We start from the raw sequence: 13,404 nt of genomic DNA on the forward strand, positions 1-13,404 counted from the left end.
CACACTGAGCGACAGCACCACAGGACGCAGCCCCACCACGGACGCAGCCGGCACTCCCTCCGGCCGCCTGAGGAAGGACCGACATGCCCACCCCCACCAAGGGCCCCCGTCTCGGCGGGTCCCCCTCGCACGAGCGGCTGATGCTGGCCAACCTGGCCACCTCGCTGTTCGAGCACGGGCGGATCACGACCACCGAGACCAAGGCGAAGCGCCTGCGTCCCCTGGCCGAGAAGCTGGTGACCTTCGCCAAGCGCGGTGACCTGCACGCCCGCCGCCAGGTCATGACGACCATCCGGGACAAGGACGTCGTCCACACCCTCTTCGCCGAGATCGGACCTCGCTACGAGAACCGCCCCGGTGGCTACACCCGGATCACCAAGGTGGGTCCCCGCAAGGGCGACAACGCGCCGATGGCGGTCATCGAGCTGGTCGAGGCCCTGACCGTCGGTCAGCAGGCCGTCGGCGAGGCCGAGCGGGCCCGTGGCACGACGTTCGCGTCGGGTGCCGGCGCGGCCGCCGCGTCCGGTGAGGTCACCGCAGACGTCGTCGACTCGGCTGATTCCGCCGACTCCGCCGACTCGGCTGATCCCGCGGACAGCCCCGACGAGATCGTCGCCGACGTCTTCGTGCCCGACGGTGAGCGCCAGGACGACGGCGACGTCGACCGCGAGCCGACCGCCGAGAACGGCGTCGTCGTCGAGGGTGACAACGTCTCCCCGGAACTGGCCGACGCCGCCGCGGCGGAGATCAACGCCGCGGAGACCCAGGACGCCGCCACCGAGAGCCTCAAGGCTCCCGGCGGCGAGGCTGCGCCCGACCCCAAGTAAGACCCTGGACCGCCTGCACGTCCCGGACGAGCCCGTTCCCCCCCGGGGGGACGGGCTCGTCCGTCTTCGTCTGGACGTCTCCTACGACGGCACCGCGCTGCACGGCTGGGCGCGCCAGCCCGGGCAGCGCACCGTCCAGGGTGACCTGGAGCAAGCGCTGTCCATGGTGCTGCGCGTGCCGGTCGACCTCACCGTCGCCGGCCGGACCGACGCCGGCGTGCACGCGACCGGGCAGGCCGCGCACTGCGACGTCCCGCGGCCTGTGTGGGAGGAGCAGGGGCAACGGCTGGTCCGCCGGCTCCGCGGGGTGCTGCCGGCCGACATCGCCGTGCCGGCCGTCGCGGAGGTCTCACCGGACTTCGACGCCCGGTTCAGCGCACTCGGCCGGCACTACGTCTACCGGCTGACCGACGACCCGGCCGGGCCGCCACCGCTGCGCCGTGCGGACACGGTCGGCTGGCCCCGCAGGCTCGACGACGGGGCGATGACCGAGGCCGCCGGGCTCCTGCTCGGCGAGCACGATTTCGCGGCGTTCTGCCGACGCCGCGAGGGGGCGACGACGATCCGCACGCTGCTCGCCCTCGGGGTCGTCCGCAGCGGCAGCCTGGTCACGGTGAGCGCCTCGGCAGACGCCTTCTGCCACTCCATGGTGCGCAGCCTCGTCGGTGCGCTGACCGCCGTCGGTGAGGGCCGGCGTCCCCCGGAGTGGCCGGCCGCCCTGCTCGCCCGCACCGAGCGCTCCAGCGAGGTGCCGGTCGCGCCGGCCGGGGGTCTGACCCTGGTGCGGGTGGACTACCCCGTCGACGAGGAGCTGGCAGCCCGGGCGCTGGTCACCCGCGCCCGCCGCGGCTGAGCGACTCCTCCACGGCCTGGGCGATCGGCGTGGGCCCCGCGACCAACTCCAGTACCGCGCCGTCCCGGCCGGCGTCGAGCAGGGCCACGAGCACCGCGGCGACGTCGTCACGCGGGATGCTGCCCCGGTCGACGGACCGCCCGAGAGTCACCCGGCCGGTGCCGGGGTCGTCGGTGAGTCCGCCCGGTCGCAGCACCGTCGTCCGCAGGGCCGGGCGGGACAGCAGGTCCTGTTCCGCGGCGAGCTTGGCCTGCAGGTAAGCCAGGAACACGTCGTCGAGGCCGTGCGGCCGGCGTCCGTCCGCGACGGAGTCCACGCCCATCGAGGACACCAGCAGATACCGCTCCACCCCGGCCCGGACGGCTGCGTCGGCGAGCAGCACGGCGGCGCCCCGGTCGACGGTGTCCTTGCGGGCGGCGCCACTGCCCGGGCCGGCTCCGGCGGCGAACACCACCGCGTCGGCCCCCGTGACGGCACTCGCGACCTCGTCGACCGACGCCGACTCGAGGTCGAGGACCGCGGGCTCCATGCCGTCCGCCCGCACGTCGGTCGCATGGTCGGGGTTGCGGATGATGCCGACGACGGTGTCGCCGCGGGCGGAGAGGAGACGGCCGAGGCGGCGGGCGACCTGCCCGTGGGCCCCGGCGAGGACGATGCGCATGCCGATCGCCTACCCCGGTGGCTCCCTCCGGTACACCGATCAGCCGTAGCGCACGTCGATGACGATCCGGCCCGGATCGGTGAGCGCGAACGCCCGGAACGGCTGTTGGCCCCCGTCGATCCCGAGCAGGATCTCCTCGTACCCCTCGAAGAAGCCGGTCGTCAGGGCCTCGACGACCGGACCGGGGCTGGTCCTGATGCGCGACGTCGACTGGCCACCCGGCGCGGCCCCGGTTCGCAGCTGCACCCGCAGGAAGGCCTCACCGGCGATGTCGACCGGCCCTCCGCCGGGGCCGGTGGGCTCGGAGTAGCCCACCGTCCACTCCGGAACGCCGTTGGTGTTCAGGTCCACCACCAGCCGGGTGTAGCCGTCGTGGGAGCGGAACCGCAGACCGTCGACGTGCATCGCGCCGGCGGGATCGCCCGTCCCCGGCTGCGCCGGACCCGAGTCGTCCTCGGTGTCGGCGGGGAAGGACGCGTCGTCGGGAGCCTGCTCGTCGGTCGGGGCCTGCGGGGCGGACGGCGTCGGGCTGCCGCCCGACGGAGGGGAGGTGGACGACGACGCGGGCCCGCCGGGGCTGGCGACGCCGTGCACCTCGTCCGTGCAGGCGGCGACGAGCAGGACGGCGAACACCAGGACGGTGACTCTGGGGCGACGCATCGGGGCCTCTCTGCCGGTGGGCAGGACGACGCTAGCCGCTCACCCCCGATCCGGGGGAGCCTGGAAGCGCGGTAGGAGGGGCGGGGCCGAGGGCCGGGGTGGTGCCAGGTGACCGTCGGCCATGGCGCGGGCCCGGGCCAGGTCGGCCGGGGTGTCGCAGTCGAGCCAGGGAGGTGGCGCGTCGGCCGGCGCCTCCGGTCGCCAGCGGCGGACCGCGATCGAACCCAGCACCCGGCGCAGCGACGTCGGCCCCTGGACGTGGCTGACCGCCGCCCGGAGTGCGTCCGTCCGCCAGGCGCCCAGCAGGTACTGATCGCGGCCGGTGTCGTCGACGACCAGGACTCCCTCGCCGGTGAGGCGTGCCCGCAGGCCGGCGACGAGGTCGGCGGTCAGGAAGGGAAGGTCACCGGCGAGGACCACCACGACGTCGGTCAGCACCTCGGCGAGGCCGGCGCGGACCGCCGCGACCGGCCCGCCCCCCGGCGGCTGCTCGCGCACCAGGACGACGTCCGGCGGAACAGGCTGGGGCGGTCCCACCACGATGCGCCGCTCGGCGGCGGCCACGGCGTCGAGGACGGCCGACAGGATGGGGCGCCCGCCGACCAGCAGCTGGGGCTTGGCCTGCCCGCCGAGACGGGCCGCCCGGCCGCCGGCGAGGATCACGGCGCTGCAGGGCGGCAGGTGGTCCATGCCGGAACGGTAGGGCCGTCATCGCGACGCCGGCACATGGGTACCGTCCTCGGCGTGGGACGAGTCACCAGCCGGACGCCGGTGCTGCGCATCCGCGGATCGCAGCACAGCACCCGGCCGGACACCGTGGCCGCCGAGGAGCCGCTGGAGATCCGCCTGGCCGGCACGCCGCTGGCGGTGACGATGCGGACGCCGGGTGCCGACTTCGACCTCGTGCACGGCTTCCTCGCCACCGAGGGGGTGATCGCGGGGCATGACGACGTCGCCGGCCTGCGGTACTGCGACTCCGTGGACGCGGACGGCCGCAACACCTACAACGTCGTGGACGTCGACCTCGCGCCCGGGGTGCCGATCCCCGACACGGGGCTGGAGCGGAACTTCTACACGTCGAGCTCCTGCGGTGTCTGCGGGAAGGCGAGCATCGACGCGATCCGCACGAAGACGTCCTTCGACGTGCGCGCTGATCCCGCGCGGGTGCCGCTCGAGGTGCTGCTGGCGCTGCCGGACCGTCTGCGCGCCGAGCAGCAGGTGTTCGAGAAGACCGGCGGCCTGCACGCCGCCGGATTGTTCTCCGCGGCCGGCGAGCTGAGCGCGCTGCGCGAGGACGTCGGCCGGCACAACGCCGTCGACAAGGTGGTCGGGGACGCCGTCCGCGCGGGCCGGCTGCCGCTGGCGGGGCACGTGCTCATGGTGAGCGGGCGGGCGAGCTTCGAGCTGACCCAGAAGGCCGCCATGGCCGGCATCCCGGTGCTGGCGGCCGTGTCCGCACCGTCGTCCCTGGCGGTCGAACTCGCCCGCGAGGTGGGCATCACGCTGGTCGGCTTCCTGCGGGGTGACGGGTGCAACGTCTACACGCACACCGAGCGGATCGTCCTGCCGGACTGACTCTCGTCCGGGGCATCACCCTGCCGAGGTCACGGTGCAGGTTGCGATTCGTCCGCGATTCCCTCGCCCACGTGGCGACGTCGCAGTGCGAACACCCAGACCACCGTGGCGAGAGCAGCAACGAGAATTGCCAGGTAGATCCAGGCGGGCGCACTTCGCTGGGGATCGAGCAGGCGGACAACCACAGTCACCGCGGCCAGGCCGGGGCCTACCGCCACCCATGCTGACGGCCGGTTCCTGTTCGAACGCTCGGACGACGGAGGCTCTCGGCTCGGCGGCACGAGAACGATCTTGCTCGGGGTAGGGAGTCGGTGCCACCGCGACGTCCCGGGGTGGGCCGCCCGCGGGTCCGGCATCACCGCAGCCCTGGGCCGAGACGCCGACCGATGGCTGCAAGAAACCGGCCCGTCAGCCAGGAGCGCGGGTTCCGTTCGCCTAGGCCGGCGGGTGGTCGCCGCCGCGGAGCTGGCTGACCACGTGGGGGAGCAGCGGTCCGAGGACGGCCAGCCCGTCCTTCACGCCGCCGGTGGAGCCGGGCAGGTTCACGATCAGCGTGCGCCCCGCCGTACCGGCCAGGCCGCGGGAGAGCACCGCCGTGGGCACGCCGTTCTCGGCCCCGTACCGGCGCACCGCCTCCGCGATCCCCGGCGCCTCCCGCTCGAGCATGGCGCGCGTCGCCTCCGGCGTGACGTCGGTGGGCGAGAGGCCGGTGCCGCCGGTGGTGAGGACGACGTCGAAGCTCGCGTCGGCCGCGGCGCGCAGCACCGCCTCCAGCTCGGCGGCGTCGTCCGGCCGCACGTGCGGGCCCTCGACGTCGAAACCGAGCCGGGCCAGGCCCTCGGCCAGCACCTGCCCGCTGCGGTCCTCGTAGACGCCGGCGGCGGCACGGTTGGACGCCGTGAGCACCATCGCGCGGGCGTCGGCAGGCAGCTCGGCGGTCATCGGGTCCACTCCCCGCTCTTCCCGCCGGATTTCCGCAGCAGCCGGACGTCGGTGATGGCCGCCCGCGGGTCCACCGCCTTCACCATGTCGATCATGGTGAGCCCGGCGACGGCCACTGAGGTGAGCGCCTCCATCTCCACCCCGGTCCGGTCGGCGGTGCGGGCGGTGGCGGTGATCTCCACCGCCTCGTCGGTCACCTCGATGTCGACGGTGACGCCGTGCAGCGCGATGGGATGGCACAGCGGCACGAGGTCCGGCGTCCGCTTGGCCCCCGCGATGCCCGCGATCCGGGCGACGGCCACGGCATCACCCTTGGGTACCCCGCGCCCGCGGAGGAGGTCGACGACCTCGGGGCTGACCAGCACGCGGCCGGCGGCGGTCGCCTCGCGTGCGGTGACCGGTTTGGCGCTCACGTCGACCATCCGGGCGGCGCCGGTCTCGTCGACGTGGGTGAGCCGCTGTTCCGTCATCGTGCGTCTCCTGTTCGGCTCCGCGCTCGCTCCGCTCCTCGCTCCACGCCCCAGGCCGCCTCCGCGGTCGGTCCGCTCCTCGCTCGTTCCTCGCTGCGATGCTCCCTCCCTGTCGGCGGCCGCCTCGCTGCGATGCTCACTCGCTGTCGCCTCACTGCAGCGCTCCTTCGATCAGCACGACGTCCACCTCGGCGCCGGCGGACAGTTCGGTGACGTCCTGTGGAACGACGACCAGGCAGTTGGCGCGGGCCAGGTGTGCCACGAGGTGGGAGCCGGGGCCGCCGACCTGGGAGACCTGGCCGCCGTCGAAGCGGCCACGCAGGAACTGCCGCCGCCCGGCCGGTGAGCGCAGTGGTCCGGTCAGCCGGGCAGGCACGTGCAGCCGGTCGGGGGACGCGTGACCCATCGCCCGCCTCAGGGCCGGCCGGACGAACACCTCGAAGGAGACGAACGCGCTGACCGGGTTGCCCGGCAGCGTCACCACGGGAACGCCGTCCACCGTGCCGGCGCCCTGCGGACCGCCCGGCTGCATCGGCACCTTCACGAACTCCACGGTGCCCAGCTCCCGGAAGGCGTCCTTGACCACCTCGTAGGCGCCCGCGCTGACGCCGCCGCTGGTGATGAGCAGGTCCGCGCTCGCGACCTCGGCCCGCACGGTGGTGAGGAACTGCTCGACGTCGTCCGGGACGAAGTGCAGCCGCCGGGCCACGCCGCCCGCCTCCTCCACGGCCGCGACGAGCAACCGGGAGTTGGACTCGTAGATCTGGCCCGGCAGCAGCGGCTGCCCCGGTGCGACGAGCTCGCTGCCGGTCGACAGGACCAGGACCTGCGGCCGCCGGCGCACCGGCAGGACGGTGACCCCCACCGCCGCGGCCAGGCCCAGCTGGGTGGCCCCGAGCGGGCTGCCGGCCTCCAGGGCGACCGTGCCCTCGGCGATGTCCTCGCCGGCCGCGCGCAGATGGCTGCCCGCGGGGGGCGCGTCACGGATCTCCACGACGTCGGTGCCGCCGTCGGTGAGCTCCACGGGGACGACGACGTCGGCTCCCGGCGGGAGGGGAGCGCCGGTCATGATCCGTTGCACGGTTCCCGGGGCCAGCGGGACGACGTCGGTGCGCCCGGCCGGGATGTCGTCGGCGACGGGGAGCGTCACGGGAGTACGCGACACCTCGGTCCAGCGGGCGGCGTACCCGTCCATCGCGGAGTTGTCGAAGCCCGGCAGGGCGACCGCGGCCGCGACGTCCCTGGCCAGTACGCGACCGTGCGCCTCGGCGAGGGGGACCTCCTCCTCGCCGAGCGGGGGCAGCAGCGCAGCGACCGCTGCGCGGTGTTCCTCGACGGTGCGCACGGGGCACATCCTGTCCGATCGACGGCCTGCCGGCGCCGGCAGGCCGAGAACCGCCGACGAGGGGACGCGTGGATGGCCGACGTCGTCGTCCTCGGCCAGGTGGGCCGGGACCTGGTCGTCCGCACGCGCTCGTTGCCGGAGGCGGGCGGTTCGACGACGGCGGAGGACCTCCGCGAGCTGCTCGGCGGGAAGGGCGCCAACCAGGCGGTCGCGCTGGCGCAGCTGGGCGTGCCCGTCGCGCTCGTCGGGGTCGTCGGGGACGACGGCCCTGGACGGCAGGTCCGTGACCAGGCCGCCGCGGACGGCATCGACGTCTCCTGCGTCGTCGTCCGCCCCGATGCAGGGACGGCGCTCCTCCTGGACCTGGTCGAGGACGGTGGCCGCCGCCGACTGGTCGAGCACGTTCCTCCCGAGGTCCTCCTCACACCCGGGGACGTCGCGGCCGCTGCCGGGGAGCTCCGGTCCTGCCAGGTGCTGCTGGCCCAGCTCCAGCAGCCCGGGGACGCCATTCGCGCCGCTCTGGGGCTGGTGCCCGACACCGCCTTCGTGGTCAGTGACGGCGCTCCCGCCGACGAGGCCACCCGTGCTGCGGTGATCGCCCGCGCCGCCGTCGTCCGTGCCGACGCCGTGGAGGCCGGACGCCTCGCCGGGCGGCCGCTCGCCGGGGTCGACGAGGCCCGGGAAGCCGCAGCCGAGCTGCTGACCGCGGGGCCGCGGCTGGTGGCCCTCTCGGTCGGGGAGGCGGGGGACCTGGTCGTCTGGCGGGCCGGTCCGACGCTGGGCGCCGCATCCCGCGACCCCGAGGTCGATCCGCGCTGGGCCGACGGCGAGGTCCTGGTGCCGCACCTGGGACCGCCTCCGATGGATCCCACGGGAGCCGGCGACGCCTACGCCGCGGTCCTGACCGCCAGCCTGCTGGGCGGGGCCGGGCCCGAGGAGGCCGCGTGGGCCGCCTCGGCGGCGGCGGCGGTCACCGTCGCCCATGCCGGGGGGCGCCCGCAGCTCGACGCCGGTGCGCTGGGTGAGGTGATCCGTCGGCACCGGGCGGCCTGAGCGCGCCCGTTAGGGTTCGGTCGTACACGGCGAGCACGGGAGGAACGCGTGGCCGAGATCGACCGGATGCTGCAGGCCAACGAGGAGTGGTCGCAGCGCTTCCCCGGCAGCAAGCCGGTGCGGCCGGCCCGCCAGGTCGCCGTCGTGGCCTGCATGGACTCCCGGATGCCGCTGTTCGGACTGCTCGGACTGGACGTCGGCGACGCGCACGTGATCCGGAACGCGGGTGGCGTGATCACCGAGGACGTCATCCGGTCGCTGACGATCTCCCAGCACCTGCTGGGCACCCGCGAGATCGTCCTGGTCCACCACACCGAGTGCGGGCTGCAGGCCACCGACGACGTCTCCTTCGCCGACGTCGTCGAGCAGGCGACCGGCCGGCGCCCGCCGTGGGCCGCCCGAGCCTTCACCGACGTCGACTCCGACGTCCGCGAGTCCATGCGGCTGATCCAGGAGAGCCCGTACCTGCTCTCCCGCGAGGTCCGCGGCACCGTCTACGACGTCGGGACGGGCCGCCTGCGCGAAGTCGTCTGAGCTCGGGCCCGCGCCGGAAGGCGGAGAACGGGCGACTGGTATCGTCATCGGCTGGCGCGCGCAAGCCGGCTGGTGCCCGCGTGTCGCAACGTCTCCCGTGCTCGGTGAGGCGATCCCACCAGCCTTCCCGACGACGACGGAGGACACGAGCGCCGTGCGCACGTACTCACCCAAGCCCGGCGAGATCGCCCGGGCCTGGCATGTCATCGACGCCACCGACGTGGTGCTCGGCCGACTCGCCAGCCAGACCGCGCAGCTCCTGCGCGGCAAGCACAAGCCGCAGTACGCCCCGCACCTCGATGTCGGCGACTTCGTCGTCATCGTCAACGCCGGGAAGGTCGCGCTCACCGGCTCCAAGCGCGACGACAAGGTCGCCTACCGGCACTCCGGTCACCCGGGTGGTCTCAAGACCATCAACGTGGGCGACCAGCTGCGCACGCACCCCGACCGCGTCATCGAGCGCGCGATCAAGGGGATGCTTCCGCACAACACCCTCGGACGGCAGATGCTGTCCAAGCTCAAGGTGTACGCCGGCCCCGAGCACCCCCACGCTGCGCAGCAGCCCCAGACCTTCGAGATCAAGCAGGTGTCCCAGTGACCAGCGCAGCGACGCTCACCGACGCCGACGGGCGTCCCATCCAGACCGTCGGCCGCCGCAAGGAGGCCATCGTCCGGGTGCGCCTCCTCCCCGGCACCGGCAAGTTCACGCTCAACGGCCGGACCATCGAGGAGTACTTCCCGAACAAGGTCCACCAGCAGCTCATCCGTGAGCCCTTCGTGATCCTGGAGAAGGGCGAGCAGTACGACGTCGTGGGCCTCCTCCACGGTGGCGGCGTCTCGGGTCAGGCCGGCGCGCTGCGCCTGGCCATCGCCCGGGCCCTCATCGAGGTCGAGCCCGACGACCGTCCGGCGCTCAAGAAGGCCGGCTTCCTGACCCGTGACCCCCGTGTCACCGAGCGCAAGAAGTACGGGCTCAAGAAGGCGCGCAAGGCGCCTCAGTACTCCAAGCGCTGACCCGTACGGGCTGCACCGCTCATGGGGGGCAGACTGTTCGGGACCGATGGCGTGCGAGGTCTGGCCAACGCCGACCTCACGCCGGAGCTGTCCCTCTCGGTGGCACGTGCTGCCGCCGGAGTGCTCGCCGACCGCGACGGGACCTCGCGTCCCGTCGCGGTCGTCGGGCGTGACCCCCGCGCCAGCGGGGAGATGCTCGAGGCCGCGGTGGTGGCCGGTCTGAGCAGCGCCGGCGCCGAGGTGCTGCTCGCCGGTGTGGTGCCCACACCGGCGCTCGCCCACCTGACCGCGGAGACCGGCGCCGACCTCGGCGTCATGATCTCGGCCAGCCACAACCCGATGCCCGACAACGGCATCAAGCTGTTCAGCCGCGGTGGCCACAAGCTGCCCGACGCCGTCGAGGCGGCGATCGAGCGCACCGTCGTCAGCGGCTCGTCCGACGGCCTGCGGCCCACCGGCGCGGCCATCGGCCGGGTGCGGCCGCTCACGGACGCCGCCGAGCGCTACGCCCAGCACGTGCTCTCGACCGTGGACCAGCCGCTCACCGGCCTCCGCGTCGTCGTGGACTGCGCCCACGGCGCTGCCGCCGCGACGGCCCCCGACGTCTACCGCCGGGCCGGGGCGACGGTCCACGCCATCGGCGACGAGCCCGACGGCTGGAACATCAACGACGGCATCGGTTCGACCCACCTCGGACCGCTGGTCGACGCCGTCCGGCAGCAGGGTGCCGACCTCGGCATCGCCCACGACGGGGACGCCGACCGGTGCCTCGCGGTGACGGCCGAGGGCGAGGTCGTCGACGGCGACGCGATCCTCGCGGTCTGCGCGCTCGCCCTGCACGAGCGCGGCGCCCTCAAGGGCGACACCGTCGTGGCGACCGTGATGAGCAACCTCGGCTTCCACCACACGATGCGCGACGCCGGCATCGCCGTGCAGACCACCGCCGTGGGTGACCGCTACGTCCTCGAGGCCCTGCGTGCCCGCGGCCTGAGCCTGGGCGGCGAGCAGAGCGGCCACCTCGTCTTCCTGGACCACGCCACGACCGGCGACGGCCTGCTGACCGGCCTCGCCCTGCTGTCGCGCATGCGGGCGACCGGTGCGTCGCTGGCCGAGCTCGCCTCGGTGGTGCAGCGGCTGCCCCAGATCCTCGTCAACGTCCCGGTCACCGACCGCCTGGCGGTGGCGGAGAGCGACGCGGTGGCCGAAGCCGTGAACGCCGTCGAGGCGGAGCTCGGGGAGACCGGCCGGGTGCTGCTGCGCCCGTCGGGCACCGAGCAGCTCGTCCGCGTGATGGTGGAGGCGCCCACTCAGGAGCAGGCGGATGCGCTCGCCGCCCGGCTCGCCGAGGTCGTCGCCGGCGTCGGATAGCCGGCTTGTCGCGACGAGTGGGGCCCGGAGGGTCCCGCGAGGAACGACGGTGGGGCTCCGCGCAGCCGGGGAACGGCAGTCGGTCGCGGTGTCGTCCGGAGGACGACAGTGTCGGAGTGACGGACGGGGCGCACCGTGACGCGTGAGGCGGCGGTCGGCGGTCACGTGGCCGCGCCACCCTGTCCTGGACGGACTGGTCCGCCCCCGCCGGTACTCTGGCACCAATGTGCGGCATTGTGGGATACGTCGGTCCGCAGGACGCCCGGGACGTCGTCCTGGAGGGACTGCGGCGGCTCGAGTACCGGGGCTATGACTCCGCCGGCATCGCGGTCGTCGCTGACGGTGAGCTGAGCACGGCGAAGAAGGCCGGGAAGCTGGCGAACCTGGAGAAGGTCCTGGCCGACCGTCCGCTTCCCGCGGCCACCGTGGGCATCGGGCACACCCGGTGGGCCACGCACGGGGGGCCGACCGACCGGAACGCGCACCCCCACCTGTCCGCGGACGGCACCGTCGCGGTGATCCACAACGGCATCATCGAGAACTTCGCCGCGCTGCGCGGCGAGCTCGAGGACGACGGCGTCGAGTTCGGGTCCGAGACCGACACCGAGGTCGCCGCCCATCTGCTGGCGCGCGCCTACGCCGGAGAGCCGGAGGGAGAGGGACGCCTGGCCGACGCCATGCGCGCGGTCTGTCGCCGCCTCGAGGGCGCCTTCACGCTGGTGGCCACGGCGGTCGCCGAGCCCGACACCCTGGTCGCCGCCCGGCGCAGCAGCCCCTTGGTGGTCGGCATCGGACAGACGGCCGACGGCACTGCCGAGTACTTCCTGGGCTCCGACGTCGCCGCGTTCATCGGGCACACCCGTGAGGCCCGCGAGCTGGGCCAGGACCAGGTCGTCGAGATCGACCGCACCCGCGGCCTGACCGTCACCGACTTCTTCGGCGAGGTGGCCGAGCCCACGGCGTACACGGTGGACTGGGACGCCGCCGCCGCCGAGAAGGGCGGCTACGACTGGTTCATGCTCAAGGAGATCGCCGAGCAGCCGCAGGCGATCGCCGACACCCTGCTGGGCCGGCTCGGCGAGAACGGTGAGCTGGTGCTGGACGAGGTCCGCCTGTCGGACCAGGAGCTGCGCGACATCGACAAGATCTTCGTGGTCTCCTGCGGCACCTCCTACCACGCCGGGCTGATCGCGAAGTACGCCATCGAGCACTGGACCCGCATCCCGGTCGAGGTCGAGGTCGCCAGCGAGTTCCGCTACCGCGACCCGGTCCTCGACCGCTCCACGCTCGTCATCGTCATCAGCCAGTCCGGCGAGACGATGGACACGCTCATGGCTCTGCGGCACGCCCGGGACCAGAAGGCCCGGGTGCTGGCCATCTGCAACGCCAACGGTTCGACCATCCCGCGCGAGTCCGACGCCGTGCTCTACACCCGCGCCGGGCCGGAGATCGCCGTCGCCTCCACCAAGGCGTTCCTCAGCCAGATCGTCGCCTGCTACCTGGTCGGTCTCTTCCTCGCCCAGGTGCGCGGCATCAAGTACGAGGACGAGGTCGCCGCGATCGTCGAGGACCTGCGCCGCCTGCCCGACGCCGTGGCCGAGGTGCTCACCGGCATGGAGGAGGTCCGGGCCCTGGGCCGTTCCCTGGCCGATGCGAACACGATCCTGTTCCTCGGCCGCCACGTCGGTTACCCCGTCGCGCTGGAGGGTGCCCTCAAGCTGAAGGAGCTGGCCTACATCCACGCCGAGGGCTTCGCGGCGGGTGAGCTCAAGCACGGCCCGATCGCGGTCATCGACCAGGGCACACCGGTCGTGGTCGTGGTGCCCTCGCCGCGCAGCCGCGAGTCGGTGCACGGCAAGGTGGTCTCCAACATCCAGGAGGTCCGGGCCCGCGGCGCGCGCACCATCGTGATCGCCGAGGAGGGCGACGAGGACGTCGTCCCCTACGCCGACCACCTCATCCGCGTCCCCCGCACCCCGACCCTGATGGCTCCGGTCGTCACCACCGTGCCGCTGCAGGTGCTGGCCTGTGAGATCGCCGACACCCGCGGGTACGACGTCGACCAGCCGCGCAACCTGGCCAAGAGCGTCACCGTCGAGTGA

At 73.8% G+C, this 13,404-nt stretch carries 15 protein-coding genes; 9 read left to right on the forward strand and 6 right to left on the reverse strand.

Annotated elements, in window-relative coordinates; genetic code table 11:
* The first annotated feature begins 83 nt into the window (after nt 1-83).
* On the forward strand, nt 84-827 hold the full coding sequence (rplQ, locus tag FHU33_RS26380) for a 50S ribosomal protein L17 (protein ID WP_142024134.1): 744 nt from the start codon (nt 84-86) through the stop codon (nt 825-827).
* A 70-nt stretch (nt 828-897) separates the two neighbouring features.
* Entirely contained in the window at nt 898-1,680 is a 783-nt protein-coding gene (gene truA, locus FHU33_RS03670; RefSeq protein ID WP_281281668.1) for a tRNA pseudouridine(38-40) synthase TruA, read from the forward strand.
* Here truA and FHU33_RS03675 read toward each other — a convergent pair.
* Genes FHU33_RS03675 through mobA form a run of 3 tightly spaced genes read right to left on the reverse strand, consistent with a single transcriptional unit; the run spans nt 1,658 to nt 3,691 of the window.
* Entirely contained in the window at nt 1,658-2,341 is a 684-nt protein-coding gene (locus tag FHU33_RS03675) for an SDR family oxidoreductase (protein WP_142024135.1), read from the reverse strand. The two genes, truA and FHU33_RS03675, sit on opposite strands and share 23 nt — an antisense overlap.
* Before the next feature lie 39 nt (nt 2,342-2,380).
* A complete protein-coding gene (locus FHU33_RS03680) occupies nt 2,381-3,001 on the reverse strand; it encodes an AMIN-like domain-containing (lipo)protein (protein WP_142024136.1) in 621 nt (206 codons plus the stop codon).
* A gap of 39 nt (nt 3,002-3,040) precedes the next feature.
* The gene (mobA, locus tag FHU33_RS03685) at nt 3,041-3,691 is read right to left on the reverse strand and encodes a molybdenum cofactor guanylyltransferase (RefSeq protein ID WP_142024137.1); all 651 of its coding nucleotides are present in this window, start codon (nt 3,689-3,691) and stop codon (nt 3,041-3,043) included.
* A gap of 54 nt (nt 3,692-3,745) precedes the next feature.
* Here mobA and fdhD point away from each other — a divergent pair, with 54 nt between their 5' ends.
* Nucleotides 3,746-4,576 carry a formate dehydrogenase accessory sulfurtransferase FdhD gene (fdhD, locus tag FHU33_RS03690; RefSeq protein ID WP_142024138.1) on the forward strand — a complete coding sequence of 277 codons (831 nt, stop codon included), beginning with the start codon at nt 3,746-3,748 and terminating at the stop codon, nt 4,574-4,576.
* Nucleotides 4,577-5,011: 435 nt separating this feature from the next.
* On the opposite strand, the gene FHU33_RS03695 is transcribed toward fdhD, so the two are convergent.
* The 3 genes from FHU33_RS03695 to moeA all read right to left on the reverse strand — a co-directional run bounded on the left by FHU33_RS03695 (nt 5,012) and on the right by moeA (nt 7,333).
* Entirely contained in the window at nt 5,012-5,518 is a 507-nt protein-coding gene (locus FHU33_RS03695) for a MogA/MoaB family molybdenum cofactor biosynthesis protein (RefSeq protein WP_142024139.1), read from the reverse strand.
* On the reverse strand, nt 5,515-5,988 hold the full coding sequence (gene moaC / locus FHU33_RS03700; RefSeq protein ID WP_142024140.1) for a cyclic pyranopterin monophosphate synthase MoaC: 474 nt from the start codon (nt 5,986-5,988) through the stop codon (nt 5,515-5,517). Before moaC ends, FHU33_RS03695 begins: the two co-directional genes overlap by 4 nt.
* A 151-nt stretch (nt 5,989-6,139) precedes the next feature.
* Nucleotides 6,140-7,333, reverse strand: a complete 1,194-nt coding sequence (moeA, locus tag FHU33_RS03705) for a molybdopterin molybdotransferase MoeA (RefSeq protein ID WP_142024141.1) — start codon at nt 7,331-7,333, stop codon at nt 6,140-6,142.
* Between the two features lie 72 nt (nt 7,334-7,405).
* Here moeA and FHU33_RS03710 point away from each other — a divergent pair, with 72 nt between their 5' ends.
* The 6 genes from FHU33_RS03710 (at nt 7,406) to glmS (ending at nt 13,404) form a co-directional block, all read left to right on the forward strand.
* Nucleotides 7,406-8,386, forward strand: coding sequence for a PfkB family carbohydrate kinase (locus tag FHU33_RS03710; protein ID WP_142024142.1), 981 nt, complete (start codon nt 7,406-7,408; stop codon nt 8,384-8,386).
* A gap of 48 nt (nt 8,387-8,434) precedes the next feature.
* Nucleotides 8,435-8,920 carry a beta-class carbonic anhydrase gene (locus FHU33_RS03715; protein ID WP_142024143.1) on the forward strand — a complete coding sequence of 162 codons (486 nt, stop codon included), beginning with the start codon at nt 8,435-8,437 and terminating at the stop codon, nt 8,918-8,920.
* A gap of 154 nt (nt 8,921-9,074) precedes the next feature.
* Complete coding sequence (rplM, locus tag FHU33_RS03720) at nt 9,075-9,518, forward strand: 50S ribosomal protein L13 (RefSeq protein ID WP_142024144.1); 444 nt, start codon at nt 9,075-9,077, stop codon at nt 9,516-9,518.
* Nucleotides 9,515-9,934, forward strand: a complete 420-nt coding sequence (rpsI, locus tag FHU33_RS03725; RefSeq protein WP_142024145.1) for a 30S ribosomal protein S9 — start codon at nt 9,515-9,517, stop codon at nt 9,932-9,934. The genes rplM and rpsI overlap by 4 nt, the downstream gene beginning before the upstream one ends.
* 21 nt (nt 9,935-9,955) lie before the next feature.
* Nucleotides 9,956-11,302, forward strand: coding sequence for a phosphoglucosamine mutase (glmM, locus tag FHU33_RS03730; protein ID WP_142024146.1), 1,347 nt, complete (start codon nt 9,956-9,958; stop codon nt 11,300-11,302).
* 224 nt (nt 11,303-11,526) lie between these two features.
* A complete protein-coding gene (glmS, locus tag FHU33_RS03735) occupies nt 11,527-13,404 on the forward strand; it encodes a glutamine--fructose-6-phosphate transaminase (isomerizing) (protein WP_142024147.1) in 1,878 nt (625 codons plus the stop codon).

It is taken from the genome of Blastococcus colisei, from assembly GCF_006717095.1.
Classification (GTDB): domain Bacteria; phylum Actinomycetota; class Actinomycetes; order Mycobacteriales; family Geodermatophilaceae; genus Blastococcus_B; species Blastococcus_B colisei.

What these genes read in the sequence shown, in the direction of transcription:
- FHU33_RS03680 (WP_142024136.1), bottom strand. Translation starts at nt 3,001, where the DNA reads ATGCGTCGCCCCAGAGTCACCGTCCTGGTGTTCGCCGTCCTGCTCGTC.
- FHU33_RS03675 (WP_142024135.1), bottom strand. Translation starts at nt 2,341, where the DNA reads ATGCGCATCGTCCTCGCCGGGGCCCACGGGCAGGTCGCCCGCCGCCTC.
- glmS (WP_142024147.1), top strand. Translation starts at nt 11,527, where the DNA reads ATGTGCGGCATTGTGGGATACGTCGGTCCGCAGGACGCCCGGGACGTC.
- FHU33_RS03710 (WP_142024142.1), top strand. Translation starts at nt 7,406, where the DNA reads ATGGCCGACGTCGTCGTCCTCGGCCAGGTGGGCCGGGACCTGGTCGTC.
- FHU33_RS03695 (WP_142024139.1), bottom strand. Translation starts at nt 5,518, where the DNA reads ATGACCGCCGAGCTGCCTGCCGACGCCCGCGCGATGGTGCTCACGGCG.
- rplQ (WP_142024134.1), top strand. Translation starts at nt 84, where the DNA reads ATGCCCACCCCCACCAAGGGCCCCCGTCTCGGCGGGTCCCCCTCGCAC.
- mobA (WP_142024137.1), bottom strand. Translation starts at nt 3,691, where the DNA reads ATGGACCACCTGCCGCCCTGCAGCGCCGTGATCCTCGCCGGCGGCCGG.
- glmM (WP_142024146.1), top strand. Translation starts at nt 9,956, where the DNA reads ATGGGGGGCAGACTGTTCGGGACCGATGGCGTGCGAGGTCTGGCCAAC.
- moaC (WP_142024140.1), bottom strand. Translation starts at nt 5,988, where the DNA reads ATGACGGAACAGCGGCTCACCCACGTCGACGAGACCGGCGCCGCCCGG.